Raw genomic sequence first — 833 nt, 5'->3', positions numbered from 1 at the left:
ATGCAGCCCTTAAAGGACAAACAGTTTCATCATCATACAAACCAGCAACTCTTGATAATGGTTTAAATATTCAAGTTCCTCCGTTTATTGAAGCAGGTGATGAAGTCGTAGTTGATACTAGAAATTTAGAATACATTAAAAAAATCTAAAATGATCTCTATATCTTCAAATTTAAATATTATGATAAAGGCAGCTGAAAAAGCCTCAAAGTCTGTGATAAGAGATTTCGGAGAAGTTGAGAAATTACAAGTATCTAAAAAAGGACCCAGAGATTTTGTTACAAAAACTGACAAATATGTAGAAAAAATTCTAATTGAAGAACTTTCTAAAACAAAAAAAAATTACTCTTTTTTATCAGAAGAAGTTGGTTCAATTGAAAACAAAGATAAAGATAATATTTGGATTATCGATCCTATAGATGGTACTACAAATTTTTTACATGGCATTCCTCATTTTGCAATTTGTTTGGCTCTTGAATCTAAAAAAGAGATAATTAGTGGTTTAATTTATGATCCTATTAAAGATGAAATGTTTTATGCAGAAAAAAACAAAGGAGCTTACTTAAATAATCAAAGATTAAGAGTATCAAATAAAAACTTAATAGATGAATGTTTGTTTTCTAGTAATCATGAAGGAGTCAAATTCAGCAATTTAAATATGAGATATAGCGGATGTGCAGCTTTAGACTTGGCTTATGTAGCTTCAGGTAGATTAGATGGTTTTTTTCATAATAGAATTAATATTTGGGACGTAGCAGCAGGCGCCTTGTTAGTAGAGGAGGCAGGTGGAATTGTTAATGATTTAGATAAATTCGATCAGAATAATATAGATAT

1 protein-coding gene and 1 pseudogene are annotated in these 833 nt (G+C 29.3%); both read left to right on the top strand.

What is annotated here, in order from left to right; all coding sequences use genetic code 11:
- Window positions 1-149: pseudogene (locus tag AMN83_RS01675) on the top strand (elongation factor P); the annotation flags it as partial.
- 1 nt (window position 150) lies between these two features.
- On the top strand, window positions 151-833 hold a 683-nt coding region (locus AMN83_RS01670), incomplete at its 3' end, for an inositol monophosphatase family protein (protein ID WP_102133161.1).

The sequence above is a fragment of the Candidatus Pelagibacter communis genome, from assembly GCF_001180025.1.
GTDB lineage: Bacteria > Pseudomonadota > Alphaproteobacteria > Pelagibacterales > Pelagibacteraceae > Pelagibacter > Pelagibacter ubique_A.
This window is presented reverse-complemented; position numbering and strand designations above follow the sequence as displayed.